At 64.6% G+C, this 25,363-nt stretch carries 25 protein-coding genes and 1 pseudogene; 11 read left to right on the forward strand and 15 right to left on the reverse strand.

Annotated features, from left to right (window positions below; genetic code table 11):
- Positions 1-158 precede the first annotated feature (158 nt).
- The 3 genes from SE91_RS22290 (at position 159) to SE91_RS22300 (ending at position 3,901) form a co-directional block, all read left to right on the forward strand.
- Entirely contained in the window at positions 159-1,364 is a 1,206-nt protein-coding gene (locus SE91_RS22290; protein ID WP_061849131.1) for a M20/M25/M40 family metallo-hydrolase, read from the forward strand.
- 86 nt (positions 1,365-1,450) lie between these two features.
- A complete protein-coding gene (locus tag SE91_RS22295) occupies positions 1,451-2,539 on the forward strand; it encodes a mandelate racemase/muconate lactonizing enzyme family protein (protein WP_061849132.1) in 1,089 nt (362 codons plus the stop codon).
- 213 nt (positions 2,540-2,752) lie between these two features.
- The gene (locus SE91_RS22300; RefSeq protein ID WP_061849133.1) at positions 2,753-3,901 is read left to right on the forward strand and encodes an amidohydrolase; all 1,149 of its coding nucleotides are present in this window, start codon (positions 2,753-2,755) and stop codon (positions 3,899-3,901) included.
- 7 nt (positions 3,902-3,908) lie between these two features.
- Here the strand turns inward: SE91_RS22300 and SE91_RS22305 are convergent, their stop codons facing one another.
- Positions 3,909-4,169, reverse strand: coding sequence for a hypothetical protein (locus tag SE91_RS22305; protein ID WP_245318491.1), 261 nt, complete (start codon positions 4,167-4,169; stop codon positions 3,909-3,911).
- Between the two features lie 64 nt (positions 4,170-4,233).
- Here SE91_RS22305 and SE91_RS22310 point away from each other — a divergent pair, with 64 nt between their 5' ends.
- Entirely contained in the window at positions 4,234-4,956 is a 723-nt protein-coding gene (locus tag SE91_RS22310) for a DUF72 domain-containing protein (RefSeq protein ID WP_061849134.1), read from the forward strand.
- Positions 4,957-5,123: 167 nt separating this feature from the next.
- Here the strand turns inward: SE91_RS22310 and SE91_RS22315 are convergent, their stop codons facing one another.
- From SE91_RS22315 to SE91_RS22325, 3 genes are all read right to left on the reverse strand, one after another.
- Entirely contained in the window at positions 5,124-5,303 is a 180-nt protein-coding gene (locus tag SE91_RS22315) for a hypothetical protein (protein WP_061849135.1), read from the reverse strand.
- The gene (locus SE91_RS22320) at positions 5,300-5,527 is read right to left on the reverse strand and encodes a hypothetical protein (protein WP_349540755.1); all 228 of its coding nucleotides are present in this window, start codon (positions 5,525-5,527) and stop codon (positions 5,300-5,302) included. The genes SE91_RS22315 and SE91_RS22320 overlap by 4 nt, the downstream gene beginning before the upstream one ends.
- Before the next feature lie 145 nt (positions 5,528-5,672).
- Positions 5,673-6,860: a CaiB/BaiF CoA transferase family protein gene (locus tag SE91_RS22325; RefSeq protein ID WP_061849136.1), complete on the reverse strand. Its 1,188-nt coding sequence runs from the start codon at positions 6,858-6,860 to the stop codon at positions 5,673-5,675.
- Positions 6,861-7,174: 314 nt separating this feature from the next.
- Between SE91_RS22325 and SE91_RS22330 the strand changes: the two genes are divergently transcribed.
- Together SE91_RS22330 and ftsH are read left to right on the forward strand one after the other, a co-directional pair.
- Positions 7,175-7,456 carry a hypothetical protein gene (locus SE91_RS22330; RefSeq protein ID WP_061849137.1) on the forward strand — a complete coding sequence of 94 codons (282 nt, stop codon included), beginning with the start codon at positions 7,175-7,177 and terminating at the stop codon, positions 7,454-7,456.
- 198 nt (positions 7,457-7,654) lie between these two features.
- On the forward strand, positions 7,655-9,496 hold the full coding sequence (gene ftsH, locus SE91_RS22335) for an ATP-dependent zinc metalloprotease FtsH (RefSeq protein ID WP_061849138.1): 1,842 nt from the start codon (positions 7,655-7,657) through the stop codon (positions 9,494-9,496).
- Between the two features lie 318 nt (positions 9,497-9,814).
- Here the strand turns inward: ftsH and SE91_RS22345 are convergent, their stop codons facing one another.
- Positions 9,815-10,273: an NADH dehydrogenase ubiquinone Fe-S protein 4 gene (locus SE91_RS22345; RefSeq protein WP_061849140.1), complete on the reverse strand. Its 459-nt coding sequence runs from the start codon at positions 10,271-10,273 to the stop codon at positions 9,815-9,817.
- 466 nt (positions 10,274-10,739) lie between these two features.
- Here SE91_RS22345 and rpoH point away from each other — a divergent pair, with 466 nt between their 5' ends.
- A complete protein-coding gene (gene rpoH, locus SE91_RS22350; protein WP_061849141.1) occupies positions 10,740-11,630 on the forward strand; it encodes an RNA polymerase sigma factor RpoH in 891 nt (296 codons plus the stop codon).
- A 372-nt stretch (positions 11,631-12,002) separates the two neighbouring features.
- Here the strand turns inward: rpoH and SE91_RS22355 are convergent, their stop codons facing one another.
- The 3 genes from SE91_RS22355 to groES all read right to left on the reverse strand — a co-directional run bounded on the left by SE91_RS22355 (position 12,003) and on the right by groES (position 14,389).
- Positions 12,003-12,338, reverse strand: coding sequence for a hypothetical protein (locus SE91_RS22355; RefSeq protein WP_156489725.1), 336 nt, complete (start codon positions 12,336-12,338; stop codon positions 12,003-12,005).
- A gap of 80 nt (positions 12,339-12,418) precedes the next feature.
- Positions 12,419-14,038 carry a chaperonin GroEL gene (groL, locus tag SE91_RS22360; protein ID WP_061849143.1) on the reverse strand — a complete coding sequence of 540 codons (1,620 nt, stop codon included), beginning with the start codon at positions 14,036-14,038 and terminating at the stop codon, positions 12,419-12,421.
- Positions 14,039-14,074: 36 nt separating this feature from the next.
- Positions 14,075-14,389 carry a co-chaperone GroES gene (gene groES, locus SE91_RS22365; RefSeq protein ID WP_061851246.1) on the reverse strand — a complete coding sequence of 105 codons (315 nt, stop codon included), beginning with the start codon at positions 14,387-14,389 and terminating at the stop codon, positions 14,075-14,077.
- Between the two features lie 216 nt (positions 14,390-14,605).
- On the opposite strand from groES, the gene SE91_RS22370 reads away from it, so the two are divergent.
- Entirely contained in the window at positions 14,606-15,493 is an 888-nt protein-coding gene (locus SE91_RS22370) for a VOC family protein (RefSeq protein WP_061849144.1), read from the forward strand.
- A gap of 49 nt (positions 15,494-15,542) precedes the next feature.
- Here SE91_RS22370 and SE91_RS22375 read toward each other — a convergent pair whose 3' ends face one another.
- The 3 genes from SE91_RS22375 to SE91_RS22385 all read right to left on the reverse strand — a co-directional run bounded on the left by SE91_RS22375 (position 15,543) and on the right by SE91_RS22385 (position 18,465).
- Positions 15,543-15,854 carry an enoyl-CoA hydratase-related protein gene (locus SE91_RS22375; RefSeq protein ID WP_245318492.1) on the reverse strand — a complete coding sequence of 104 codons (312 nt, stop codon included), beginning with the start codon at positions 15,852-15,854 and terminating at the stop codon, positions 15,543-15,545.
- Positions 15,855-15,922: 68 nt separating this feature from the next.
- Complete coding sequence (locus SE91_RS22380; protein ID WP_061849145.1) at positions 15,923-16,708, reverse strand: 2-keto-4-pentenoate hydratase; 786 nt, start codon at positions 16,706-16,708, stop codon at positions 15,923-15,925.
- A 5-nt stretch (positions 16,709-16,713) separates the two neighbouring features.
- Entirely contained in the window at positions 16,714-18,465 is a 1,752-nt protein-coding gene (locus tag SE91_RS22385; RefSeq protein ID WP_061849146.1) for an acyl-CoA dehydrogenase family protein, read from the reverse strand.
- 147 nt (positions 18,466-18,612) lie between these two features.
- Here SE91_RS22385 and SE91_RS22390 point away from each other — a divergent pair, with 147 nt between their 5' ends.
- The gene (locus SE91_RS22390) at positions 18,613-19,560 is read left to right on the forward strand and encodes a LysR substrate-binding domain-containing protein (protein WP_082813781.1); all 948 of its coding nucleotides are present in this window, start codon (positions 18,613-18,615) and stop codon (positions 19,558-19,560) included.
- A gap of 6 nt (positions 19,561-19,566) precedes the next feature.
- On the opposite strand, the gene SE91_RS22395 is transcribed toward SE91_RS22390, so the two are convergent.
- Positions 19,567-20,112, reverse strand: a complete 546-nt coding sequence (locus SE91_RS22395; protein WP_063921309.1) for an Lrp/AsnC family transcriptional regulator — start codon at positions 20,110-20,112, stop codon at positions 19,567-19,569.
- 138 nt (positions 20,113-20,250) lie between these two features.
- Between SE91_RS22395 and hppD the strand changes: the two are divergent.
- Positions 20,251-21,354, forward strand: a pseudogene (gene hppD / locus SE91_RS22400) (4-hydroxyphenylpyruvate dioxygenase).
- A gap of 62 nt (positions 21,355-21,416) precedes the next feature.
- The gene (locus SE91_RS22405) at positions 21,417-21,746 is read left to right on the forward strand and encodes a Rieske (2Fe-2S) protein (RefSeq protein WP_283806317.1); all 330 of its coding nucleotides are present in this window, start codon (positions 21,417-21,419) and stop codon (positions 21,744-21,746) included.
- Between the two features lie 7 nt (positions 21,747-21,753).
- On the opposite strand, the gene SE91_RS22410 is transcribed toward SE91_RS22405, so the two are convergent.
- The 3 genes from SE91_RS22410 to hpaE are packed head-to-tail and all read right to left on the reverse strand — an operon-like array spanning position 21,754 to position 25,195.
- Positions 21,754-22,623 (reverse strand): fumarylacetoacetate hydrolase family protein, encoded by an 870-nt coding sequence (locus SE91_RS22410; RefSeq protein WP_061849149.1) that lies wholly within the window; start codon positions 22,621-22,623, stop codon positions 21,754-21,756.
- A 43-nt stretch (positions 22,624-22,666) separates the two neighbouring features.
- Positions 22,667-23,647 (reverse strand): 3,4-dihydroxyphenylacetate 2,3-dioxygenase, encoded by a 981-nt coding sequence (gene hpaD, locus SE91_RS22415; RefSeq protein ID WP_061849150.1) that lies wholly within the window; start codon positions 23,645-23,647, stop codon positions 22,667-22,669.
- Between the two features lie 30 nt (positions 23,648-23,677).
- Positions 23,678-25,195 carry a 5-carboxymethyl-2-hydroxymuconate semialdehyde dehydrogenase gene (gene hpaE, locus SE91_RS22420; RefSeq protein WP_061849151.1) on the reverse strand — a complete coding sequence of 506 codons (1,518 nt, stop codon included), beginning with the start codon at positions 25,193-25,195 and terminating at the stop codon, positions 23,678-23,680.
- Positions 25,196-25,363 lie beyond the last annotated feature (168 nt).

The following is a 25,363-nucleotide window of genomic DNA, read 5'->3' on the forward strand; positions in this document are numbered from 1 at the left end:
GGGTACGCGCTTGCGCCGGCAGATCACGACAGCCGTCGCCGCATCGGGACCATGCGCGCCCGGCAACGCAGCGCCGTCGCTCATGCGTCGGGGCGAGCTTGCATAACGTGGTGCGGCGGGGGATGCTGACAGGCATCGCATCAAGGGAAATGAGATCCATGCCTGTCGACACCAAAGCTGCCACCGATCGCCTCATGCGCTTCCTGTCCGTGGAAGGCGTCACCGGACAGGAGGCGGCGATCGGGCGTGAGCTCACGGCCGCGCTGAAGGAGAGCGGCGTGCCGGCGAAGGCGATCCGGCTCGACGATGCCAACAGCCGCATTCCCGTGCCGACCGAGACCGGCAACCTCATCGTCGACCTGCCCGGCCGCGGCGCGCTGCACAACCAGCCGCGCATCATGTTCATGACCCATATGGACACCGTGCCGCTCTGCGCCGGCGCCAAGCCGAAGAAATCCGGCCGCAAGATCGTCAATGAAGCGAAGACTGCGCTCGGCGGCGACAATCGCTGCGGCTGCGGCGTGCTGGTGACGTTGGCCGCCGAGCTTGAAAAGCAAAAGCTCGACCATCCGCCGCTCACGCTGCTGTTCTGCGTGCGCGAGGAGAGCGGGCTCTACGGCGCGCGCCACGTCAAGCTGGACGAGCTCGGCTCGCCGGTGATGGCCTTCAACTATGACGGCGGCTCGGCCTCCAACGTCATCATCGGTGCGGTCGGCGCCGATCGCTGGACCGTCGAGATCTTCGGCCGCGCCTCGCATGCCGGCGTCGCGCCCGAGCGCGGCATCTCCTCGACCATGATCATGGCGCTCGCGCTCGCCAAGGTGAAGGCCGGCGGCTGGTTCGGCAAGGTGCTGAAGGGCAAGGGCGCGAGCGCCCGGCAGGGCACCAGCAATGTCGGGCCCGTCACCGGCGGCGAGGGCCGCCCGGCGGGCGATGCCACCAATGTCGTCACCGATTACGTGCATGTGCGCGGCGAAAGCCGCAGCCATGACGGAAAATTCTTCAAGGAGATCACCAAGGCCTACAAGGCCGCGTTCGAGAAGGCGGCCAAGAAGGTGACCAACGCGCAAGGCAAGTCCGGCAAGGTCAAGTTCAAGGCCGAGACCGACTATTATCCATTCCGGATGAAGGAGAGCCTGCCCGTGGTCAAACGCGCCATCGAGGCAGTCTCGGCCGTGGGTGGCACTCCGAACGTGCGCGCCGCCAATGGCGGCCTGGACGCCAATTGGATGGTCCGCCACGGCATTCCGACGGTGACCTTCGGCGCCGGCCAGAACGAGGCGCACACGATCGACGAATGGATCAACCTCGACGAATACGACCGCGCCTGTGCGCTGGCGGTGCAGCTCGCGACGATGCGGTGAGGTGCCTTGCGCGGCGCGCGCTTGTCGGGCGCTGCGCATCGTCCTAGCCTGCAACAAAACAGCAGGAAGGAACGCAGGAAGGAACAATGCCACGCATCGCAAGCATCGAGACCGGGCTCTACCGGATCCCCCTCCCCGTCACGCTCTCCGATAGCACCCATGGCGAGATCACCGCGTTCGAGCTGATCACCTGTCGCATCCGTGATGCCGACGGCGCCGAGGGCGTTGGCTATACGTACACGGTGGGCCGCAACGGCGGGGCGACTGCCGACATCCTCAAGCGCGAGATCGCGCCGCTGGTGGAAGGGCGCGAGGCCGAGGACACCGAAGCGATCTGGCATCACGTCTGGTGGGCGCTGCATTATGGCGGGCGCGGCGGGCCGACCGTGCTGGCGCTCTCCGCGCTCGACATCGCGCTGTGGGACCTGAAGGCGCGGCGCGCCAAGCTGCCGCTGTTCCGCCTGCTCGGCGGGTTCGATTCGCGCGTGCCATGCTATGCCGGCGGCATCGACCTCGATCTCTCGGTCGATGCGCTGCTCAAGCAGACCGACGGCAATCTCGCCAAGGGATTTCGCGCCATCAAGATGAAAGTCGGCCGGCCCGATTTGAAAGTGGACGTCGCGAAAGTCTCCGCGATGCGGCAGCATCTCGGCGACGGTTTTCCGCTGATGGCGGATGCCAACATGAAATGGACGGTGGAGGAGGCCATTCGCGCCGCCCGTGCCTTCGTTCCCTACGACCTCACCTGGCTCGAGGAGCCGATCATTCCCGACGACGTCGCGGGCCACGCACGCATCATGCAGGCCGGCGGCGTGCCAATCGCGGCGGGGGAGAATCTGCGCTCGCTGTGGGAGTTCAAGAACTACATTGCCAGCGGCGCGGTGTCATATCCCGAGCCCGACGTCACCAATTGCGGCGGCGTCAGCGCCTTCATGAAGATCGCGCGGCTGGCGGAGGCCTTCAACCTGCCCGTCACCAGCCACGGCGCGCACGACATCACCGTGCACCTGCTCGCGGCCTGCCCGAACCGGTCGTATCTGGAGGCGCATGGGTTTGGGCTGGACACATATATCGAGCATCCCCTGGTGCTGAAGGACGGCATGGCGCTCGCGCCGGACCGCCCCGGCCATGGCATCAGTTTTGACTGGAAGGGGCTGGCGAAGCTGGCGGCTTAGGGCTCTGCCTTACCTCTCCCGCTTGCGGGAGAGGTCGCGCCGCAGGCGCGGGTGAGGTTTTTTCCACGCCGGGAGTATCCCATCGCGGAGGCACCATCTCCCCAGCCCTCTCCCGCAAGCGGGAGAGGGAGCTCACCGTCTTCTTGGCTGCTATCAAGCGCGAATATTCCGCTATGGTGGCGGCAACCGACATCTTCCGAAAGAGCCTCCACCTTGACACCCGAGTTGCACCAGAAACTGACCGCGTGGCGCCAGCACCTGCATGCGCATCCCGAGCTGTCGCTGCAGGAAAAGGCGACTGCCGCCTTCGTGCAGGACAGGCTCACCGAGCTCGGCATTCCCTTCGTGGGGGGCATCGGCGGACATGGCATCGTCGCGACGTTGACGCGCGGGCATGCGATGAGGCGGGTCGGCCTGCGCGCCGACATGGATGCGCTGCCGATCACCGAGGATACCGGCCTGCCCTACGCCTCGACGACAGCAGGCGTGATGCACGCCTGCGGCCATGACGGGCACACGGCTTCGCTGCTCGGCGCAGCAGCGCTGCTCGCGACCGATACCGATTGGAGCGGCACGGTCGACTTCATCTTCCAGCCGGCGGAGGAAGGTTTTGGCGGCTCGCGCGCGATGGTCGCGGCCGGGCTGTTCGATCGCTTCCCGATGGAGCGGGTGTTCGGCTTCCACAACTGGCCGGGCCTCGCCGCCGGCACCATCGCGGTGCATGACGGCGTCGTCATGGCCTCGGGCGGGCGCATCACCATCACCATCGAGGGTCATGCCGGGCACGCCGGCATGCCGCATCTGACGCGCGATCCGGTGGTGGCGGCCGGCCATCTGATCGTGGCGCTGCAATCGATCACCTCGCGCGGCGTCGATCCGCTCGACACCGCCGTGCTCTCGCTGTGCACGATCGAAGGCGGCACCGCGCCGAATCAGATCGCCGGGCGAGTGACCCTCCGCGGCACGCTGCGGTACCATCGCGACGCGGTGAAGGACATCATCTTCAACGGGATCGAGCGCACCTGCGCGGGAATTGCGACCAGCTTCGGCGTCAAGGTCACGCCCGAGATCGTCTGGGGCGTAGGTGTGGTGGTCAATACGCCGGCCGAAGCGGAACTCGCCCGCATCGCCGCGGAGAAGGTGCAGGCTCCCGTGCGGCGCGACCTCGCGCCCAGCATGGCCGGTGAGGATTTCGCGTTCTACCTCCAGCAGCGGCCCGGCGCCTTCGTCTGGATCGGCAACGGCGAGTTGCGCGATGGCGCCGAGCTGCACGGCCCACGCTATGATTTCAATGACGCGATCCTGCCGGTGGCATCGGGCTGGATGGCCGAGGTCGCCAAGACGGCGCTGACGTCGAACTAGAGCCTCTTCAGGAGATCTCGCGCGGCAACTTCCATTCGGGCCGCGGCGCGAACGTCTCGTCCACATGCTCGGCCACCTGGGCGACGTGATAGCCGGCGGGCCGCAGGCGGCTGCCGCCTTCCTCGTCCGCAACGGGAACGTCGGTCACGAGACCCTCGATCAAGGCGGCCTCCCACACCTCTTTCTCGGTGGGAAAGGGATCGCCGATCTGCTTGTTGCCTTCGAACAGCGCGTACATCGGTTCCGGTCCTGCGTTGATCAAGCTCACGAGCAACGTATCGGCCGCACGGACGTTCCCATCCGGCAAAAGGACAATGGATGGCACGTGACCCATGGCGCGCGTTCTGATCGGCACCTCCGGCTGGCACTATGATTCCTGGCGGGGCCCGTTCTTCCCCGAAGGCCTGCCGCTGAAGCAGCAGCTGCGTTACTACGCTGACCAGTTCGACACCACCGAGCTGAACGGCGTGTTCTACCGCACGCCGACGCCGGAGGCGGTGACGGGCTGGCGGGAGCAGACCGGCCGCGATTTCATCTTCGCCTGGAAGGCGTCGAAATTCATCACGCATTGGAAGCGCCTGTCGGATCGCTCCGTCAACAGCCTCGAGCTGCTGGAGGATCGCATCTCACGGCTCGGCGGCAAGATCGGCCCGATCCTGTTCCAGCTGCCGCCGCAATTCGAGGCGAACGCCGACCGGCTCGCCTCGTTCTTCAAGCTGCTGTCGAGGAAACGGCGTTACAGCTTCGAATTCCGGCATCCGAGCTGGTATCAGCCGCGCATCCTGCGAATGCTGGCCGAGGAGAACATCTCGCTGTGCCTGTCCGACCATCACGATGCGCCCTCGCCCTGGAAGCGCACGGCGGATTTCGTCTATGTGCGCGGGCATGGCCCGGGCGGGCGCTATCACGGGCACTACACCAAGGCCACGCTCACGCAATGGGCGCGGCGCATCAAGTCGTGGAAGCGGCAGGGCTGCGACGTCTATGTCTATTTCGACAACGACCAGAAGAGCGCAGCGCCGGCCGATGCACGGGCGTTGAAGCAATTGCTGTGAGGCGCGGCGGACAGCTCACCCGTCGCGCATCCTTCGAGACGCCCGCCTACGGCGGGCCCTCAGGATGAGGACGGAGCGCGCGGCAGCAATCGATCGGCGGAAGGGCCGCTGAGCCTCATCCTGAGGAGACCGCTGCAAGCGGTCGTCTCGAAGGACGAAGCGTGCGCTCAAGCCGCCGAACGCTGCGGGATGCCGCCTTGCAGAGTCTCGAGCAGGCGCTGCTCGCGTTCGATCCTGTTACGATAAAGCTGGCGCTCGCTCTCGGTCTTCGCGCCGGCCAGCAGCACGCGATAGTGCTCGATCACCTTCTCGCTGCCGCGGATGAGCAGGGCGCGGACATCGCTCATCGTTCCGCTCCCATTGCAGCGGATGCCGACGGCATGTTCGGAAGGGTGAACGCGGCGGGGAAGACATCGGCAGCGAGGGCGTCGAGTGCGGCCTGCTCCTCGGCGAGGCGACGTTCGATGAACTGACGTTCGATCTCCGACAGCTTCGTCCTTAGCAGGCGCCGATAGCGCTGGAGGTTGTTGCGGTGCGCCCGGATGCGGGCCAAATCCTGATCGAGCATCATCGTCACTCCTGACGGTCTTTCACGGTCCTTTTGATTTCGCGATATCGGAAGAGCGATCTTCCGGGCGGAAAAATATTCAAGCCGGTCGCGCTGTCAAGATGCTCCTTCGCCGCTAGAGCGCCGCTCCGTCCGGGGGCGGGCGGCGCTAGATCACGCCGCCCTGCCGAAGCGCGGCGATCGCGGCCTCGTCATAGCCGAACTCGGTCAGGACGCGATCGGTGTGCTCGCCCAGCGTCGGCGGACGCGTTGCGATCCCGCCCGGCGTTTCAGACAGGCGGACGGCGGCGCGCGCGACCGGCGCGGACTTCGGCAGGCCGGGATAATCGACGTCCTGCATGAATCCGGCGGCGCGGATGTGCGGATGGTCCAGCGCCTGTTGCGGGCTGAGGACGGGCCCGGTCGGGATCATCGCCTGGCCCAGCGTGTCGACGGCCTCCTGCGTGGTGCGCTCGGCGCACCAGCGCGCCATCCGCTCGCTGATGACGGGGCCGTTGTTGCCCCGGCTGATGTCGTCGGCGAAGCGCGGGTCGTTCAGCCAAAACTCCTCCTCGCCCATCAACTTCGCCCAGCGCTTGAACAGTGGATTCCCCGTGACTTGGCACAGCACCCAGCCGTCCTTGGTGCGGTAGATGTCGGCCGGGGCCGAGGTCTGGCCGAGATTGCCGGTCGGCACGCGGTTGACGTTGATGACGGCCTGCTCGATCAGCGTGGCATTGGTGAAGGACAGAGCGGTTGCGAGCAGCGCGCCCTCGACGATCTGCCCGCGCCCGGACTTGCCGCGCTCGATCAGTGCGGCCAGCGTTCCGAACGCGCAATGCAGCGCCGTGCCGAAATCGACCCAGTTCACCGCGGCCCGGTACGGCGGATCGCCCGCCCCGGTCATGTAGACCGCGCCCGACATCACCTGCCCGACGCCGTCGAAGCCGACGCGGTCGGACCAGGGCCCCGGCCCGCCGAACGCGGTCGCCGTCGTCAGGATGATGTCGGGCTTGATCGCCTTCAGCGATTCGTAATCGAGCTTCATCGCGCGCAGGGTCTGCGGCGGCAGATTGGCGACGACCACGTCCGCGGTCGCGATCAGGCGGCGCATCACCTCCTGCCCCTCCGCCTTCATCGGATCGAGCGTGATGCACTTCTTGTTGCGATTGACCTGGAGGAACAGGGCGCCTTCGCCGTTCTCGCCCACCGGCGCCACGAAGCGATCCTCGCTGCCCTCGCGCTTCTCGACGCGAATGACCTCGGCGCCGAATTCGGCCAGCAAGGTCGCGCAATAGGGACCTGCGATATAGCGCCCGAAATCGAGCACGCGGACGCCTTCCAGAACTCCTCCCATCGATCCCTTCCCCCTGTGTTTTCGTCAGATTACAGGGACTGTCCACCGCAGCAAGCCGGCAATGGACATGATGCCCTGCGCGCAAGACGTGAGCGGCGCGCAGTTTCGGCGGGCGGAATGAGCCGGCCGCAAATGCCGGTGGCCGGCCTTCGCCCAGCGCTGCGACCAATCGTCGAGGGGGTGAAGCCCGAGACTTGAAGTCGTCGCCGCACATCCTAACTTCAGACGCTGCCGGCTGTGTCCGGCGAAACGAAACTCATACAGAGGATGAAAGAGCCCGCGTTCATTGCGGGCGCGTATTCGAGGGAAGTCACATGAGAAAGCTTGCTCTTGCAATCGCCGCGGCAGCAACGCTCCTCATCGGAACGATTGCGCCGGCTTCGGCTCACTGGCGAGGCCATCATCATCACTGGGGCGGGCCCGGCATCGGCCCCGCCGTCGCCCTGGGTCTGTTCACCGGAGCATTGGCCGCCGCTGCGGCGCCGCCGGTCTATTATACGCCGGTCTATGGTCCACCGAGATATTATTACGGACCCCGATATTATCGGAGCGTTCGCTATTATCCGCCGGTCGACCCCTACTGGTACGCCTGGTAATCGCTTAAGGCCCGGTCTTTGACCGGGCCTTATCGCTGCCCCGGAAACGATCGACGCGTTCCGGCGCCAGGAACGGAAGACGGAGGGAAAGGTTTCCTTCGCTACAACGCAGGTCCGGACGCGTCCCGGGCCCCCATCGCGTGCGCAACATGCGCCTCGACGCGACCCGGTGGCGCAACAACATCGGACCTGCTCCGCATGAACAAGAATGTCCGCTTCAACCTCGGCTATGCCGTTGCCGCAATCTTCGCGGTCTTCTTGATCCAGCATCTCATCTCGACGGCCAGCCAGATCGCCGTGATCCCCTACAGCGAATATCAGCAATTGTTGCGTCAGGGGAAAGTCGAGTCCGTCGGCATCTCCGACCGGACGCTGCAGGGCACGCTGAAGGAGCCGCTGTCCGGCGGACAGAAGCAATTCGTCACCACGCGCGTGGACCAGGACGTCGCGCAGGAGCTGGAGAAACACAACGTCCGCTTCACCGGGCAGATCGAGAGCACCTTTCTCCGCGACCTGTTGTCGTGGGTCATGCCCGTGCTGCTGTTCTTCGGGCTCTGGTGGTACATCGGCCGCCGCATGGCCGAAGGCGGCGGGATCGGCGGCGGGCTGATGGCGATCGGCAAGAGCAAGGCCAAGGTCTATGTCGAGTCCAACACCGGCGTCACCTTTGCCGACGTTGCCGGCGTCGACGAAGCCAAGGACGAGCTTCGCGAGGTGGTCGACTTCCTCAAGAACCCGACCGAATACGGCCGGCTCGGCGGCCGCATGCCGAAAGGCGTTCTGCTCGTTGGTCCGCCGGGCACGGGCAAGACCCTGCTGGCCAAAGCCGTAGCGGGCGAAGCCAGGGTGCCGTTCTTCTCGATTTCGGGTTCCGAGTTCGTCGAGATGTTCGTCGGCATCGGCGCCGCGCGGGTGCGGGACCTGTTCAAGCAGGCCCATGAGAAAGCGCCTGCCATCATCTTCATCGACGAGCTGGATGCGCTCGGCCGCGCCCGCGGCATCGGCCCCTTCGCCGGCGGCCATGACGAGAAGGAGCAAACGCTCAACCAGCTGCTCGTCGAGCTCGACGGCTTCGACTCGCGCTCCGGTCTCGTCATCCTCGCCGCGACCAACAGGCCTGAGATCCTCGATCCGGCCCTGCTGCGCGCCGGCCGCTTCGACCGGCAGGTGCTGGTCGACCGTCCGGACAAGCGGGGCCGTATCGAGATCCTCAAGGTCCATATGAAGAAGGTGCGCCTCGCCAAACATGTCGAGGCGGAGACGGTCGCAGCATTGACCCCGGGCTTCACCGGCGCGGACCTTGCCAATCTGGTCAACGAAGCCGCGCTGCTGGCAACGCGCCGCGGGGCGGAGGCGGTAAGCATGAGCGACTTCAACAATGCCGTCGAGCGCATGATCGCCGGCCTCGAGAAGCGCAACCGCCTGCTCAATGCCAAGGAGCGTGAGATCGTCGCCTATCACGAGATGGGGCACGCTTTGGTCGCGCTCTCGCTGCCCGGCACCGACCCCGTGCACAAGGTCTCGATCATCCCACGCGGCGTGGGCGCACTCGGCTACACCATTCAGCGCCCGATCGAGGACCGGTTCCTGATGACCAAGGAGGAGCTGGAGAACAAGATGGCGGTGCTGCTCGGCGGCCGCGCGGCCGAGCTGATCGTCTTCGGCCATTTGTCCACGGGGGCGGCCGACGATCTTCGTCGGGTGACCGACATCGCGCGCAGCATGGTGACGCGTTACGGCATGTCGGAGAGACTTGGCAGCGTCGCCTATGAACGCGACCCCGGCAACTTCCTGGCAGGCGCGGACCGCCCCTATCCGGGCCGCGAGCGCGACTATGCGGAGGAGACCGCAGCCGCGGTCGACCGCGAGGTGAAGGCGATCGTCGACCAGGTGTTTCAGCGCACGCAGGGCCTCCTGAACACACGGCGGCCGATCCTGGACCGCGCTGCGAAGAAGCTGCTGGAGAAGGAAACCCTGGAGCAGAGCGACATCGACGCGCTGATCCGGGAAATGCCCAAAGATGGGCTGCGCGCGATCTGAGGTTCGCGATCAGAAGAGCATTCGCCCCCCGGGCCGCAAGAAGGCTTTACGCGTCCCGCTTCCGCCGGAGCGCCGCTGGAAGCTCGATCATCTTTCTATTCGATGGCGAACCGTTCGAGATCACCGGCAAAGGCGGGCCTTCCCTCTTGGGGGCCTCCAATCCCATGCCGGGATCGGACTGCCTGGCGTGCCATTCGATCAAGAGATGGCCGGCCACCAACATCACGCCGGCACAAAACAGCGCGAGAGCCGCGCTGACGAGATCACGGTAATTGTCCATCCCACGAACCGAGCATGCGTGTTCGCCGCGTCCTCTTGCTAGGCAGCCAATTTGCGATCGCGTTCCGCTGCGGGAGCAGCCGACCCGGCAGCACCGATCTGCCGGGCACCTGCGCTCGGACACTCTGGCCCGGTGCGGCGATCGGCGCGGATCCGTGGGACGACGTGCAGCTCATGAACCGACGGCCCGAGCACGGTATAGTCGAGTCCCTGGCGTCGCGCATAAGCAACCGCAGCGTCCGCTGATGGAAAGGACAATTCCACCTGAGCCAGGGGATCGTCGTCCTCGGTCCAACCCATCAGAGGTTCGATCCGCAGCGGCGAGCGGCGTTCGAACAGGAGCTTCCACGGCCTTTTCCGCCGCCCGGCCGAGGTCATGACGGAAGCTGCCGCTTCGAAGATGAGTGCGTGCGCGTCGGCCGGGAAAGGCGATCTCGTCGGCGGGGTCGCGCTCTCTCGCGCCGCAGCGGTTGACTGATGTCGACGGCCAAGATTCATGGACCTCTCCACATACCAGACGCCCGGCTCCAATCCACACCAGCTTCTTTCCAGGCGATCCGGTGCATCACTAAAACCAGTGCACGCAGACCACCGCGCGCAGGGAGCAAGGTAGAATGAAGGCCTCGCAATTCAAGAGACCCGCTGCCGCAGAGAAGGGACAACGTATCTCGTTAGCCAATCGCCCGGCGTCTATCATCGACGAGCATCGTTCGGGCTGGAACATTCCTTCCATTTTCAAATTCTAGAGGCACCACCGGCCCGAGAGCGTCTGGGCGCCAAGCTGGGCTCAGACGTCGGGCGATCCGGTGGTTCTGACCATCTTGCTCTGTGGAGGATTTGGACATGAGAACGATCTGTACTCGGACTGCGCAGCCCGCCAAACGCACAGCGCTCGCGCCGCTGCTCTCGGCACGTCCCCCATCAACGCCCCGGTCTCGCTCGAACTGTCGGTGAGGAGTGTGCGATGCTAGCCGTCTCATCGCTCCCTGCGATCCATTCCGAAGCCGGACTGTCCCGCTATTTGAATGAGATCCATCGCTTTCCTTTGCTCGAGGCCCCGGAGGAAGCCGAATATGCCCGCCGCCTGCGCGATCGCGGCGACCCTGATGCCGCCTACCGCCTGGTCACCAGCCATTTGCGGCTGGCGGCCAAGATCGCGCTCCAGCATCGCCGCTACGGCCTTGCCATCGCCGACCTCATTTCCGAGGCCAATGTCGGGTTGATGCTGGCCGTGAAGCGGTTCGATCCGGAGAAGGGCTTTAGGCTCGCGACCTACGCGTCCTGGTGGATCAGGGCGGCAGTGCAGGAATACATTCTTAGATCATGGTCGCTCGTCAAGCTCGGCACCACGGCGGCGCAGAAGAAGCTGTTCTTCAACCTTCGCAAGCTGAAGAGCAGGCTCGGCGTGTCCGAGGACGGTGATCTGCGCGCCGACCAGCTCAAGCAGATCGCCGGCAGCCTCAACGTGAGGGAAGGCGACGTGATCGAGATGGATGGCCGGCTGCGCGGCGACATCTCGCTCAACGCGCCACTCAGCATCGATACCGAAGGCGAGGAATGGCAGGACCGCCTCGTCGATCCCTCCCCCGATCCCGAAAGCCTGCTGCTGGAGGCGAGCGATCGCGAACGCGAGAAAACCGCCATCGCGGACGCCCTTGCTGTGCTATCGCCACGCGAGCACAGCATCATCAAGGCGCGCTATCTGGACGAGCCGCAGAAGACGCTGGAGGACCTCGCCGGCAAATTCGGCATCTCGCGCGAACGCATCCGGCAGATCGAGCAGCGCGCATTGCAACGGATCAGGGCGAAGGTCTGCGCACACCTGGCCGATCCGAACCCCGCGGCCTCACACTAGATCGGAAGATCAGCGCAAATCATGTGCTGACCGGCCAAGGCCGGTCAGCATCCTCTACAGATGCTCGGGACGATACGCTCGGCCGAAAAGTCAGCGCCTCGGCGCCGATCTTGCCGGCCTCTTTCGACATCGTCCCGTGACGTTGCCGCGGAATTGGTCGCGAGTTGCCCGGCGGGCACGGCCGAACTGCGCGCGTCGCTGCGCAGCGTGGCCGCCTCTTTGGCCTGGAGCGCATTGACCATGCCCAACAGGGCAACCGCAGCGATAAGGCCTCTCATCTCTGATCATCCTCCTTTCAGACTTGCGGGAGCAGCAAGGCCCGACTCCAACCCTGAGAGCAAACCGGAGCGGCCTCGCCGGGGCCGCTCCATGTCAGCTCATCGCAGGCTGTGGCCGGTCCCGATGCGGCGGCGTGACATCGAGACGGATGCCCGATGGCCCCAGAACCGGCGACAGCAGCGTATCGACCTTGATGGTGGCGTTCGCCCGCTCCCAGTTCGCCCATGGCATCGTGTCGAGATATGGGATCGGCGGCAGCGTCAACCGTTCGAAAGTGTCGGCTGTGCTCCGGCCAGAGCTGGGGCTCTCGGCGCCATAGGCTGCAAATGGCACCAGCGAAAGGCCGGCACCGACGGCCATGGCTGCCAGGTGCCGCAGCATGTTGCGGGTGTTCTCCGCGCGAGCGGAGAAAGTATGATTCTCGGTCATCTCCATCCTCCTATCGTTCGAAAACAGATCCGGTTGAGAGTTCGGGAAAGAGCCCGGCCGTTCGGCCGGGCTCTTTCGTCTCAGAAGTCCATGGCGGGAGCGCTCGCCGCTTCCGCCTTCTTCGGCTTGTCGGCGACCAGCGCTTCGGTCGTGATGAGCAGCGAAGCCACGGAGGCCGCGTCCTGCAAGGCGGTGCGCACCACCTTGGCAGGATCGATCACGCCGGCCTGCACCATGTCCTGGTACTCGCCGGTCGCGGCATTGAAGCCCCACGTGTAGGTTTCGTTTTCAAGCAGCTTGCCGACGACGACGGAACCGTCCTCACCCGCATTCTGCACGATCTGGCGGGCGGGCACCTGGATGGCGCGGCGCACGATGTCGACGCCGGCCTTCTGGTCGGCATTGGCGGTCTTGACCCCGTCCAGCGCCTTGAAGGCGCGCAGCAGCGCGACGCCGCCGCCAGGCAGGATGCCTTCCTCGACGGCAGCCCGCGTCGCATGCAGGGCGTCGTCCACGCGGTCCTTGCGTTCCTTCACCTCGACCTCGGTCGCGCCGCCGACACGGATCACCGCGACGCCGCCCGCGAGCTTGGCCAGGCGCTCCTGAAGCTTCTCGCGGTCGTAGTCCGAGCTGGTTTCCTCGATCTGAGCCCTGATCTGCTGGCTCCTCGCCTCGATGTCCTTCTTGGCACCGGCCCCGTCGACGATGGTGGTATTTTCCTTGTCGATCACGACCTTCTTGGCGCGGCCCAGCATCTTCACGGAGACGTTCTCGAGCTTGATGCCGAGGTCCTCGGAAATCACCGTGCCACCAGTGAGGATCGCGATGTCCTCCAGCATCGCCTTGCGGCGGTCACCAAAGCCGGGCGCCTTGACGGCGGCAACCTTCAAGCCGCCGCGCAGGCGGTTGACCACCAGCGTCGCCAGCGCCTCGCCCTCGACCTCTTCGGCGATGATCAGCAGCGGCTTGCCGGATTGCACGACCTGCTCGAGCAGCGGCAACATCGTCTGCAGGCCGGACAGCGTCTTCTCGTGGATCAGCACATAGGGATCCTCAAGCTCCACCCGCATCTTCTCGGCGTTGGTGACGAAGTAGGGCGAGACGTAGCCGCGGTCGAACTGCATGCCCTCGACCACCTCGAGCTCGGTGTTCAGGCTCTTGGCCTCCTCAACCGTGATCACGCCCTCGTTGCCGACCTTCTGCATGGCCTCCGCCAGGAAGCGGCCGATCTCGGTATCGCCGTTGGCGGAGATGGTGCCGACCTGGGCGATCTCGTCGTTCGAGGTGACCTTCTTGGCGTGCGACTTGAGATCGGACACGATGGCATCCACGGCAAGGTCGATGCCGCGCTTGAGATCCATGGGGTTCATGCCGGCCGCGACGGCCTTGGCACCTTCCTTGACGATGGCCTGCGCCAATACGGTCGCCGTGGTGGTGCCGTCTCCGGCGAGATCATTGGTTTTCGACGCCACCTCGCGGACCATCTGAGCGCCCATGTTCTCGAACTTGTCCTCCAGTTCGATCTCCTTGGCGACGGTGACGCCATCCTTGGTGATGCGGGGCGCACCGAACGATTTCTCGATGACGACGTTGCGTCCCTTTGGACCGAGCGTGACCTTCACCGCATTCGCCAGTGTGTCGACGCCCCGCAGCATGCGCTCGCGGGCCTCGGTCGCGAACTTCACGTCCTTGGCAGCCATGTTTGCAAACTCCTTTCTATGCGATGACTGTCAGTGTTACGCAGCCTTCTTCAGCGTGCCGGCCTGTTCGGCCACGCCGAGAAGATCGCTTTCCTTCATGATCAGGAGCTCCTCGCCGTCGATCTTGACCTCGGTGCCCGACCACTTGCCGAACAGCACCCGGTCGCCGATCTTGACGTCGAGTGGCACGAGCTGGCCTTGCTCGTTGCGCCCACCTGGGCCAACGGCGAGGATCTCGCCCTGCTGCGGCTTCTCCTTGGCGGTATCCGGAATGATGATGCCGCCGGCGGTCTTTTCCTCGGCATCGATGCGGCGCACGAGCACACGGTCGTGCAACGGGCGGAAATGCATGCACATCCTCCTTGAGTAGGTTCAGCGATGTCCAAAATCCGGGTCCGGAACCGGCCCCCGGGCGGAAAACGAACTAGGAGCGGGTCAATTTCCGTTCAAGAGGGCTCGCCAAAAAATTTTTGCCTCGCTTGAGCGGCTAGGGAGGAGCGGGTTTCGGCTGGCGGAATTTCTGCTCTAGTATGAGCTGCATCGGCCCCCAGCGAGAAGTGCCCAGCCATGCCGCAAAAGTTCGATCGCTCCGCAGAAGATCTCGGCAACGCGATCCATTTCGAGCACGTCAACGTCCAGGTCCCGGACCAGCGCCTGGCCGCGCTGTTCTACGTCGCCGGGCTCGGGCTCACCCGCGATCCCTATCTGATGGTCTCCGACACCAATATGTGGATCAACGTGGGGCGGAGCCAATTTCATCTGCCGAGCGGCAGGCCGCAGGTGCTGCGCGGTCACATCGGGCTGGTCATCGCCGGCCGCGAGGCGCTGCTGGCGCGGCTGTCGTCGGTCGCAAAGAAGCTCGAAGGCACGGCCTTCGCCTTTGCCGAACATAACGACCATGTCGCGGCGATCTGCCCCTGGGGCAACCGCCTGCGCTGCTACGAGCCGGACGCCGCGCGCTTCGGACGCATCGCGCTCGGCATTCCCTATGTCGAGTTCGACGTGCCGGTGGGCTCGGCCGCCGGCATCTGCGCGTTCTATCCTGAGATCATGGGCATGCCCGCGAGTTTGCTAGACGGCGACGGCAGGGTTGCCGCGGTGCAGACGGGCCGCGACCAGCACCTGCTATTTCGCGAGACCGACCGGCCGCAGGGCGACTATGACGGCCATCACGTGCAGATGTACATCACCGACTTCTCCGGCCCCTACAAGAAGCTGCTGGCGCGCGAGCTGATCTCCCGCGAGGACAACCAATACCAGTACCGGTTCTGCGACATCGTCGAGCTCGACAGCGGCAGGCATCTCTTCACCGTCGAGCACGAGGTGCGCAGCGCCACCCACCCGATGTTCATGCGTCCGATGGTCAACCGCAATCCGGGGATCAACAACCGGAACTATGCGTTCGGCCACGATGAGGCATCGTGGGCGATGGGTCCTGATCAGTACGAGGGATAGGCAGCGCGGCCCCCGTGATCGCGAACGGGCCGCTCGCAACGGATTTGGCTCACCGCCCCTGAAACACCGCGGGCCGCCGCTCGATGAAGGACTGAATGCCCTCGCGCGCGTCGGCGCTCTTGAGCACGCGGTCACGGATCGCCGGGATGCAGGCGATTGCGGCCGCCTCGCCCTGCTCGGTGTATGTCGCAGCCGCCTCCTTGGTGACCTGAATGCCGAGCGGTGCGTTGCGGGCGATGATCCCCGCGATCTCCATGGCGCGGGCGACCTGCTGCCCCGCCGGCATGATCTCCTGGACGAGGCCGATCTCACGGGCACGCTGCGCGCGCCAAGAGACGAGAGCCGCGGACGTCAACGTCATGCTCCCCGTCGAGCGCCACCAGTTCGCGCTCTCCATAGCGCCGGCAAATGATTTACCGTTCGATCAGATCACGCGTATGTCACCGTCACGCTGCCGAAAGGTCCGAAATCAGCGACGAACGTCTCGCCGGCCTTCGGCCTCAACATTCCCGTCAACGTGCCGGTGCTGATCATCTGCCCCGCCTTCAGGCCGATGCCGGTCCGCGACAGTTCGTTGGCGAGCCATGTCACCGGTACGATCGGATGATCCAGCGCGACCGCCGCACTGCCCTTCCGCCGCAGTGTCCCGTTGCAGGTCAGCACGACCTCCTGGTCGGCAATATCGCGCCCCCGCCAGTTCTCGATCGGCGGACCGTATGCAACCGTCCCGCTGCCGGCTCCATCCGCGAGGATGGCGGGCAGAGGAGGAAACGCGGCATCATGTACGAAGCGACACTCGGCCAACTCCACGCCCGGATGCAGCGAAACGACGGCCTCCTCGACTTCGGCGACACTGTAAGGCGCCTCTCGCGGTGGAAGATCCGTGCCGAGCCGCGCCTGGTATTCGACTTCCGGAATGGGACTGCACTGGCGTGCATGTTCGACCGTCACTGGCGATGGCTTGATGCCTGGAGCATAAACCCGGCCAAAGATCGGCGAGTCCGTGCGCAGCTCGCGCTGCAACCCCTCCTTCATCGCCGCAATCTTCCAGCCCGCAACGGTCCAGCCGAGCTCCTCCTCGACCATGCGCGCGATACGATAAGCGGTCGGCTTGTCCGGCGGCACGAGGCGCTGGTCGAGGCCGCTCTGCTGGCGCCCTTCGCGGCGCAGGGTTGCGAGCAGGCGGGCAAGCTCACGTTGGGCCAGTTGGTCCATCTCGTTTACCTCACCAGGAGCTCGGCCGCGCGCGACAGCGGCACCGGGGCATCATCCAGCAGCAAGTCGATGGCTTCGTCCTCCCAACGCTGGCCCTCCAGGTTCAGCACGTTCGTCTCTTGCAGGCGATGCTCCAGCACGACGCGGGCGAGCAGCAGGCGGCGGGCATCGCCGCCGGAAGCACCGAGGCGCAAGCCCTCCTGGATGAACAGCGCGGCGGTGACGGCATGATAGAGCTTGCCGGCAGCGGCACGGCAGAAGCGCTCGTTCTCCTTACGGGACGCGACCTCTTCCGCGAAACGCAGCGCGCCATTGATCGCACCGTCGAGACGCGTGCGGAATTGACCGGGAATGCCTTGCATGTCACCGAGCCGGGAGAGGAGATCGCCACGCAAGGCGGCATGCGCGCCGACCTTTCCAACCGCACGCTGCACGGCATCGAGCGCATTGATGTTGCTGGTGCCTTCCCAGATCAGGCCGAGATGGGCATCGCGCACCAGCCGTGCATTCGGCCAGTCCTCGATATAGCCGTTGCCACCGCGCGCCTCCATCGCACCGGTCGCCACCGTGACGTTGTCGCGGCAGGCCCGGTATTTGACGATCGGCGTCAACAGTCGCAGCACCTGCTCCGGAGCGGTCGCCGAATAGAGCAGCGCCGACAGCGCCTGCTCGGTCGGCACCATCAGCTTGACGAGCTGCCGGCGCATCAGGGGATGATCGATCACCGCGCGGCCGAAGGCGTTGCGGTGACGGGAGGCCTGCAGCGCCTCGTTGAGGCAGCGACGCATCATGCCGGCGGCACGTGCCAGATGCGAGACGCGGCTGGAGTTCACCATCACCAGCATGTGCTTCAAGCCCTGGTCGAGTTCTCCGAGCTGATAGGCCACCGCGCCGTCGAACACGATCTCGCCGCTCGCCATGGTGCGGCTGCCGAGCTTGTCCTTGAGCCGCATGATCCGGTAGGCGTTGCGGCTGCCATCCGGCAGCGTCTTCGGCATCAGAAACAGGCCGAGGCCGCGGCCGCCGGCCACTGCGCCCTCCGGCCGCGCCAGCAGCACGGCAAGCTCCGCGTCCGCATTGGAGCAGAACCATTTCTCGCCATAGAGCTTCCACTGCGCGCCGTCGCGCACGGCGATCAGTTCGGCCGCGCCGACGTCGGAGCCGCCGGCCTTCTCCGTCATGAACTGCGCGCATTTGAGCAGCGTGGCCGGATCCTGGCTCCACATCCGCGAAAGATAGCGCTCGTGAAGCTCGGCGCTGCCGAAACGGCGGACCAACTCAGAAGAACTGTCGGTGAGGTTCACCGGGCAGAGCAGACCGAACTCGGCCTGGGCGAACAGGTAGTGAAACACATATTTCGCGATCGGCGGCATCGCCGCAGGCCAGCCCAGCACGCCACCGCGGTTGCACATCGCGTGCATGCCGAACTGTCCGAACGCGATCCGTTCCATTTCGCGATAGGCCGGATGATACTCGACCCACTCCTCGTCGCGGCCATAGAGATCGCGGGAATGCAGGACGGGTTGATGGCGCTCGGCTTGATCGGACAGGTCGTGAAGCCTGCTGCCGGCGAGCGCGCCGAGCTCGTGTAGATGCGGCTGAAGATGCGCCAGCAATGGCGCGTCCATGTAGAGAGGAAGCAGGTCCCGAGCGCTCCGGTCGATGGAATAGTAATTCAGCCCACGACAGGTCGGCGCCAACGCCATCGAGCGCTTGGACGACGCTTCGCGACGGGCCAAAACGGCATGAACGGTCATGAGCTTCCTCTCCGGACTGACGTATCTTGGGCGGGGCGGACCCCGGGCCAGCGTTCGGGTATGGCTTGACAGCGCTCGGCGCAAACGACTTCTTGGGCGGGCGCCTTGAGCGAAACTCAAGGCGACCATCCCGCGAGGCGCACGATCATGGCTTCACGACGACTTCCTCCACTGCATGCCGTGCGGGCATTCGAAGCGGCCGCACGACATCTGTCGATCACACGCGCCGCCGACGAGTTGAACGTGACGGTCGGTGCGGTCAGCCGGCACGTGCGCGCGCTCGAAGTGCGCATGGGCACCGCGCTGTTCCTGCGGGGATCACGCGGCCTGGTCCTGACCTCGGCCGGCAAAGCCTTCGCCGATTCCACCCGCGAGGCGCTCGACCGCATTGCGGATGCCGCCGAAGGCCTGCACCTGCGGCAGTTCAGACGACTGTCAGTCGGCGTCTACGGTTTCTTCCTGTCGCGTTTTCTCCTGCCGATATGGCCGGCGCTCATGGCCGCGCATCCCGAGCTGGAGATCGATCTGCACACCAGCGCCAATCCGGTCGATCTTCTTGCCAGCCGCTACGATGCCGTCATTGCCGTCTCGGACGGACAACCGCGGGCCGGGCTCGTCACCCGGCCGCTGCTGCCGATCGCCACCGTGCCGGTCTGCTCGCCAACTCTGCTAAAGGATGGCGCGCTGGACTTCACGTCCGTTCCGCTGCTGCACAACAGGCCGCGGCCGGACGATTGGCGCCGCTGGCTCGACCACGCCCAGCTCACGAAAGTACCGGTCCGGGCCGGCAGCAGCTTTGAGAACCTCGGCCTCGCCATCGAAGCTGCGGCCGCCGGGCTCGGCGCGGTCATCGCGATCGAGAGCCTGCTCACAACCGATCTTGCGCAGCTCGATCTCGTCAAGGCACATCACGTCGTCCGCCCGACGCGGCGTCTCTTCGTGCTCGAGTACGAACAGCGCATGGCGGACGACCCCGCCGTCGCCGCATTCACCACATGGCTGTGCGAAGCCTGCAACCAGCAGAGCACGAAGAAGGCGCCAGCCAGGAAATCCACTCGAAAGCGCGCGCCCGGAGGCCCTCCTATTTTGGCGTGAACCGGTTTACTTGGCCTTCATCGATCTCTTGACTTGGGAACGAGCGCTACTTCGGGACCGCGAACCGCCTGCCTTGCTCTTGTCGGCAGGCATTAGATGTCCCAGCGGCAATTGGGACGTCTGCTTCAACCGATTGAGAACGATGGACGAGCGCACATGCGCAACGCTGTCGTGCGGCAGGAACACTTCGTTGAGCAGGCGTGACAAAGCCTTCAGGTCGGTGATCGTCACCTTGATGAGGTAGTCCGCCTCGCCAGTGAGAGCGTACGCCTCCTGCACCTCCTCGAGGCTCTCGATCAGCTTGAGGAAGCGCCTTGAATTGTCCGGTGAGTGCGTTGCGAGCGTCACCTGCACGAAGACGACGATGCCAAGCCCGAGCGCTTCACCATCGAGATGAGCATGGTAGCTTTCGATCGTACCGGCATTCTCGAGCGCGGCGCGGCGGCGCGAGCATTGCGAGGCCGACAAGCCGACGACGTCGGCCAGCTCGAAATTCGACAAGCGGCCGTCGGACTGGAGCGCCTGCAGCAATTTGACGTCGAACTGATCCATGCGTGATCCATGCAGCTAGCAGCAATTCCTTGCATGATTCACGCATAGTACGTCTTTGTCGAGCAGATTTTGCGGAGATCGTGCAGCAGGCCGGCAGTATATTTCTCACCGGATCAATCCCTTTTCAGGAGCGCGACATTGGGCCCCTTCCCGCACGATGCCCCACCCGCCACGATTTCGGCAGCCAATCCGGCCGGCACGGACGGCTTCGAGTTCGTCGAGTTCGCCCATCCGGAGCCGCAGAAGCTCGCCAGACTGTTCGAGCAGATGGGCTACACCGAGGTCGCCCGGCACAAGACCAAGGACATCTCCGTCTGGCGCCAAGGCAAGATCAATTACGTCCTGAACCGGGAGCCGAACTCCCACGCCGCGCGCTTCGTCGCCGAGCACGGACCTTGCGCGCCGGCGATGGCATGGCGCGTCGTCGATGCCAAGCACGCCCTGAAGCGCGTCCTCGAACTTGGCGGCACAGAATATACCGGCAACGACAAGTCACTCGACGTGCCGGCCGTCGTCGGCATCGGCGGATCGCTGCTGTACCTGGTCGAGACTTATGGCGCGAAGGGCTCGCCCTATTCGACCGAATATGACTGGACCGGCGAAGTCGATCCGACCCCGAAGGGCGTGGGATTCTATTATCTCGATCACCTCACCCATAATGTCATGCGCGGCAACATGGACACCTGGTACAAGTTCTAGAGCAGGACGTTCAATTTCCGCGAGATCCGCTATTTCGACATCTCCGGCAAGCTGACCGGCCTGACCTCGCGCGCATTGACGTCGCCCTGCGGCAAGATCCGCATCCCGATCAACGAGAGCGCCGACGACAAGAGCCAGATTGAGGAATATCTGCGCCAGTACAAGGGCGAGGGGATCCAGCACATCGCCGTCGGCACCGACGACATCTATGCGGCGACCGACGCCATCGCCGGCCGTGGGCTCGAATTCATGCCCGGCCCGCCCGCGATCTACTACGACAAGTCGTTCGATCGCGTGAAGGGCCACACCGAGCCGCTCGAGCGTATGCGCAAGCACGGGATCCTCATCGACGGCGAAGGCGTCGTCAATGGCGGGCTGACGCGCATCCTGCTTCAGATCTTCTCCAAGACCGTGATCGGCCCGATCTTCTTCGAGTTCATCCAGCGGAAGGGCGATGACGGCTTCGGCGAGGGCAACTTCAAGGCCCTGTTCGAGAGCATCGAGGCCGATCAGATTCAGCGCGGCGTGCTGAAGGCGTCCTGAAGGAGGCAGCCATATCCGACGCATGGAAGAGCTATCGCGGCGCTCCGGCCGAAGGTGCCATCCTGTGCGACGCCCATGACATTGGCGAAGGGAGCTTCAAATCCATCAAGTTTGGCCCGACTGATTTTCCGATCCTGGTCGTGAGGTCGGCGGGCACGCTCGCGGCCTATGTCAATGCATGCCCGCATCAGTACCTGCCGCTCGATCATCGCGGCGACAACGTGCTGAGCGCGGACGGCACGGTGCTTCGGTGCACCAATCACAGCGCTGGATTTCGCGTTCAGGACGGCATCGGCGTCGAGGGACTAGGCCTGAACTGCGCGCTCGATGCCATTCCGATCGTCGTGGATGACGACGGCCAAATTCGCGTCCATGCCGCATCAGCGGCTTGACCTGCGATCACGCCTCATCCGCAACGGTGTTGCGGAGGATACCGATGCCCTCCGCCTCCACCTCGACGACATCGCCGGGCTTCAGCCAGATCGGCGGATCGAAACGCGCGCCGGCGCCCGTCGGCGTGCCGGTCACGATGACATCGCCGGGAACCAGCGTCGTGAATGTCGAGATGTAGTTGATGATCTTGCGGAAGGAGAAGATCATGCGGCTGGTGCGGTCCTGCTGGCGAACCTCGCCATTGACGCGCGTTTCCAGCTTGACGTCGGCAAGCTGGCTCTCGTCGACATAAGGAATGAGCCAGGGGCCGATCGAGCCGGTGCGGTCGAAGTTCTTGCCTTGGGTCACGTTGAACTTGGCGTGCCGCACCCAATCGCGGATGGTGCCTTCGTTGCACAGCGACAGCGCGGCGATGTGGCCGAGCGCCTCGCTCTGCGCGATCCTGCGACCGCCCTTGCCGATCACGATGACAATCTCGCCTTCATAATCGAGCTGGAGGCTCTCCGGAGGACGAAGCAGCGGTTGTTCGTGGCCCGTGAACGAGCGCGGAAAGCGGGGGAAGAGCGAAGGATTTGAGGGAGCCGCCTGCCCGTCCTTGTATTCCTCGTTCCGGTCGGGAAAGTTGACGCCGACGCAGATGATTTTCTCCGGTGCCGGCACAGGGATCTCGTAGCGGATCTCTCCGACCGGAAAATCGGCCGGCAACGCGGCGCTTTCCTCGGCCAGGGACACCAGCGCACCGGCTTCGATCACTTGACGCAAGGTGTGCCAACGCTTGCCATGACGGCCGGACAAGTCGACGACGCCCTGATCGCTGAGGAGCCCGTAGCCGGATGTGCCGTTGCGGGTGAAGCTGACGAATTTCGGGCGAGACATGGGGCACTTTCCTCACGCAATCAGACGAGATGCGAATGCCCGATCAGGGGGCGACGATGGGTTGCGCCGCCAATTCGGCGTCGCGCGGCTGAACCCCGGCGAACAGGCTGCCATGCTCGAACCAGGATTTCGGCGCGGGCGCCCCCCAGAGTGTCTGCCGCTGCGGATCCTTCAGGTCCCACTTGATCGGCTCGAGGTCGGGATCGACCGTCTGATAATCCGAGCAGTAGATCTCGATGCGGTGGCCGTCGGGATCGAGGATGTAGAGGAAGAAGGCATTCGAGATGCCGTGGCGGCCTGGACCACGCTCGATGTTGGACACCCACCCGGTGGTCGCCATGAGATCGAGAAGGTCGATGATGTTGAGCGGGGTTGGCACCCAGAACGCGGTGTGGTGCAGGCGCGGGCCGCGGCCATTGGTAAAGGCGAGATCGTGAACGCCGCCCTTGCGGTGGGTCCAGGCCGCCCAGAGCCGGCCGGTCTCCTCGTCGGCCGTGTACTCCGTCACGCGGAAGCCGATCTCATTGTAGAAGGCGACGGATTCGTCGACGTTGGGCGAGAAGCAATTGAAGTGATCGATCCGCAGCGGCTTCACGCCCTTGTAGAGGGCGTATTTCTGATGGATCGGCGGCAGCCGGTCCATCCTGGAATAGAACTCGAGCGGAATGCCATGGGGATCGCGGGTGCGGAACGTTCGCGATTGATAGGGACGCTCGACCCATTCGACCGGCAAGTCCTTACCCCTAAAGAAGTGGACGGCCTTGTCGATATCTTCTTCGCTGAACAGCTTGAAGCCGAGATCACGGGCTTCGACCTTGTTTGACTTCCTCAGGACGATGCAATGGTGGCCGCGCTCTTCCATCGCCCGAAGATAGATCGCATCGGAGCTTTCGTCGGTCACTTGCAAACCGAGCGTGTCGACATAAAAGGCCCGTGATTTCGCAAGATCGGTCACGCCGAATTCGACATGGCTGAGACGCACGATGTTGAAGGGCGGATAAAGGTTGGGCGCAGGCAAAGCCATGGTGTCCTCCTCAGGTCTGTTGCGGAGCGCTTAGCCGCCTAGCTTTTGGATGTTGTGCGCAGTCGTCGCGAAGGCAACGTTCTTCGTCTCCATGTAGAAATCGAACGACCAATCGCCGCCGTCGCGGCCGATACCGGAGCTCTTCACGCCGCCGAACGGCGTCGGCAAATGGCGGACATTCTCCGAATTCACCCAGATCATGCCCGCCTGAAGCCGATCGGTGAAGCGGAAGGCGCGCGTGACGTCGGCCGTCCAGAGGTAACCGGTAAGGCCGTACTGGACGTCGTTGGCGAGCGCGAGCGCTTCCGCCTCGTCCTTGAACGGGATCGCCGTCAGCACCGGCCCGAAGATTTCCTCCTGTGCGATGCGCATCCGGTTGTTGGCGCCGGTAAAGAGCGTCGGGGCAACGTAGCACCCGCCACCGGGACCGTCGACCTTGCGGCCGCCGGTCGCGATCGTCGCGCCCTCGGACCTGCCGATCTCCATGTAGTCGAGCACCTTCTTCTCGTGAACCGGATGGATCAGCGGACCGATGACGGTCTCCGGATCGAGCGGGTGACCGACTTTAATGCGGCTTGCCTTCTCCGCGACGATCGAGGTGAACTTGTCGTAGATGCTGGCCTCGACGAGAAGACGCGAGGACGAGGTGCAGCGTTCGCCGTTGAGAGAGTAGATCATGAACACTGCCGCGTCTGCGGCGCGCTCGAGGTCGGCATCCGCGAACACGATCACCGGGTTCTTGCCGCCGAGTTCGAAATGAACGCGCTTCAGCGTATCGGCACCCTGCTTCATGATCATCGATCCGGTGCGGCTTTCGCCGACGAAGCCGATCGCCTTGATCAGCGGATGCTCGGTCAGGGCCTTGCCGGCATCCTCGCCGAATCCGTTGACGAGATTCCAGACGCCCTTAGGCAGGCCGGCCTCCTCCGCGATCTCGATCAGCAGACGCGCGGTCAACGGCGAGAATTCGGCCGGCTTGTGCACGATGGTGCAGCCGGCCGCGAGCGCCGGCGCGATCTTCCACGTCGACAGCATGAACGGCGTGTTCCAGGGGGTGATGATGCCGACCGGGCCGATCGGCACGCGCGTCGTCATGTTCACCTGGCCATCGGTGCGAAGCGACTTGCCGTCACGCGCCTCGGGCGCGCGGTCGGCGTAGAAGCGGAAATTCTCGGCACCCCGTAGCGCCGCCTTGGCCATGAACTTCAGCGACTGGCCGGTGTCCATGCATTCGACGAAGGCAATCTCTTCGGCGCGGGCGACGATGGCGTCAGCCACTTTGTGCAACAGCTTCTTTCGCGCATCGCCGGACGTTTCGGCCCATTGCGGAAACGCGGCCTGCGCAGCCTTCGCGGCCCGATCGATGTCCGCGGCCTTACCGTGCGCGATCTTCGCGAGCGGCTTGAGGTCGATCGGAGAGATCGTTTCGAAAGTCGCGTTGTCCGCAGCTGGGATGTCCTCACCGCCGATGCGGTTGAGCACGCCCTTCTCCTTGAAGCGGGCAAGATGACGCTCCGCCTTGTCGATATTCTCCTGGAGCTTGGACATGACGGTTCACTCCCTCTGCTTTTGCAGCGCCGCACGCGGGCAGCGACCTCTATTTGTTTTCGCAAAGCCACGGACAATGACGTCGCAGCTCTCGCGCGCCAATTTTGGGCGCCGACCGATATACTTAACATGTTAAGTATTGTGCCGCCTGTCAAGACCTTTCGCGAC

Source organism: Bradyrhizobium sp. DOA1, from assembly GCF_001593325.1.
In the GTDB taxonomy this organism is placed as follows: domain Bacteria; phylum Pseudomonadota; class Alphaproteobacteria; order Rhizobiales; family Xanthobacteraceae; genus Bradyrhizobium.

What these genes read in the sequence shown, in the direction of transcription:
- SE91_RS22315 (WP_061849135.1), bottom strand. Translation starts at nt 5,303, where the DNA reads ATGAGCGATGTCCGCGCCCTGCTCATCCGCGGCAGCGAGAAGGTGATC.
- SE91_RS22370 (WP_061849144.1), top strand. Translation starts at nt 14,606, where the DNA reads ATGCCGCAAAAGTTCGATCGCTCCGCAGAAGATCTCGGCAACGCGATC.
- SE91_RS22330 (WP_061849137.1), top strand. Translation starts at nt 7,175, where the DNA reads ATGAGAAAGCTTGCTCTTGCAATCGCCGCGGCAGCAACGCTCCTCATC.
- SE91_RS22295 (WP_061849132.1), top strand. Translation starts at nt 1,451, where the DNA reads ATGCCACGCATCGCAAGCATCGAGACCGGGCTCTACCGGATCCCCCTC.
- SE91_RS22355 (WP_156489725.1), bottom strand. Translation starts at nt 12,338, where the DNA reads ATGACCGAGAATCATACTTTCTCCGCTCGCGCGGAGAACACCCGCAAC.
- SE91_RS22320 (WP_349540755.1), bottom strand. Translation starts at nt 5,527, where the DNA reads ATGATGCTCGATCAGGATTTGGCCCGCATCCGGGCGCACCGCAACAAC.
- SE91_RS22290 (WP_061849131.1), top strand. Translation starts at nt 159, where the DNA reads ATGCCTGTCGACACCAAAGCTGCCACCGATCGCCTCATGCGCTTCCTG.
- hpaE (WP_061849151.1), bottom strand. Translation starts at nt 25,195, where the DNA reads ATGTCCAAGCTCCAGGAGAATATCGACAAGGCGGAGCGTCATCTTGCC.
- hpaD (WP_061849150.1), bottom strand. Translation starts at nt 23,647, where the DNA reads ATGGCTTTGCCTGCGCCCAACCTTTATCCGCCCTTCAACATCGTGCGT.
- rpoH (WP_061849141.1), top strand. Translation starts at nt 10,740, where the DNA reads ATGCTAGCCGTCTCATCGCTCCCTGCGATCCATTCCGAAGCCGGACTG.
- groL (WP_061849143.1), bottom strand. Translation starts at nt 14,038, where the DNA reads ATGGCTGCCAAGGACGTGAAGTTCGCGACCGAGGCCCGCGAGCGCATG.
- SE91_RS22395 (WP_063921309.1), bottom strand. Translation starts at nt 20,112, where the DNA reads ATGGATCAGTTCGACGTCAAATTGCTGCAGGCGCTCCAGTCCGACGGC.
- SE91_RS22325 (WP_061849136.1), bottom strand. Translation starts at nt 6,860, where the DNA reads ATGGGAGGAGTTCTGGAAGGCGTCCGCGTGCTCGATTTCGGGCGCTAT.
- SE91_RS22380 (WP_061849145.1), bottom strand. Translation starts at nt 16,708, where the DNA reads ATGGACCAACTGGCCCAACGTGAGCTTGCCCGCCTGCTCGCAACCCTG.
- SE91_RS22390 (WP_082813781.1), top strand. Translation starts at nt 18,613, where the DNA reads ATGGCTTCACGACGACTTCCTCCACTGCATGCCGTGCGGGCATTCGAA.
- ftsH (WP_061849138.1), top strand. Translation starts at nt 7,655, where the DNA reads ATGAACAAGAATGTCCGCTTCAACCTCGGCTATGCCGTTGCCGCAATC.
- SE91_RS22375 (WP_245318492.1), bottom strand. Translation starts at nt 15,854, where the DNA reads ATGACGTTGACGTCCGCGGCTCTCGTCTCTTGGCGCGCGCAGCGTGCC.
- groES (WP_061851246.1), bottom strand. Translation starts at nt 14,389, where the DNA reads ATGCATTTCCGCCCGTTGCACGACCGTGTGCTCGTGCGCCGCATCGAT.
- SE91_RS22345 (WP_061849140.1), bottom strand. Translation starts at nt 10,273, where the DNA reads ATGAATCTTGGCCGTCGACATCAGTCAACCGCTGCGGCGCGAGAGAGC.
- SE91_RS22385 (WP_061849146.1), bottom strand. Translation starts at nt 18,465, where the DNA reads ATGACCGTTCATGCCGTTTTGGCCCGTCGCGAAGCGTCGTCCAAGCGC.
- SE91_RS22410 (WP_061849149.1), bottom strand. Translation starts at nt 22,623, where the DNA reads ATGTCTCGCCCGAAATTCGTCAGCTTCACCCGCAACGGCACATCCGGC.
- SE91_RS22310 (WP_061849134.1), top strand. Translation starts at nt 4,234, where the DNA reads ATGGCGCGCGTTCTGATCGGCACCTCCGGCTGGCACTATGATTCCTGG.